Origin of the sequence: Sutterella massiliensis (assembly GCF_016899755.1) — a bacterium.
Lineage (GTDB): Bacteria > Pseudomonadota > Gammaproteobacteria > Burkholderiales > Burkholderiaceae_F > Sutterella > Sutterella massiliensis.
The window spans coordinates 1-263 of record NZ_JACJJC010000450.1; the positions used below are offsets into that span (position 1 = coordinate 1).

General features: G+C 72.6%; 1 protein-coding gene. It reads right to left on the reverse strand.

Going from position 1 to position 263, the window contains the following annotated elements; genetic code table 11:
- Positions 1-263: hypothetical protein (locus H6A60_RS13270; protein WP_205105334.1), on the reverse strand; the 263-nt coding region annotated here is incomplete at both ends.

Sequence of the window (263 nt, forward strand, 5' to 3'; positions counted from 1 at the left end):
GCTGGATCTCCCGCACGATCGCCACGTCCTTGCCGGTGTGGACGACGAGCTGCGGCTCACCGAACAACTCGGCGCCGTGCTCGAGGCGCCACAGCGCGACGCCCCGCAGACGCACCGACTTGCCCGCCCGGCGCGGCGCGGACTCGACGACGACCCGCCAGACGAGCTGGCCCTGCTCGTCGTGCTCCAGCTGCCGGGTGATCGCGAGCCGCTGCCACCACCGCAGGGTGATCCGCTGGGTGGACTCGATCCAGGAGCAGGCC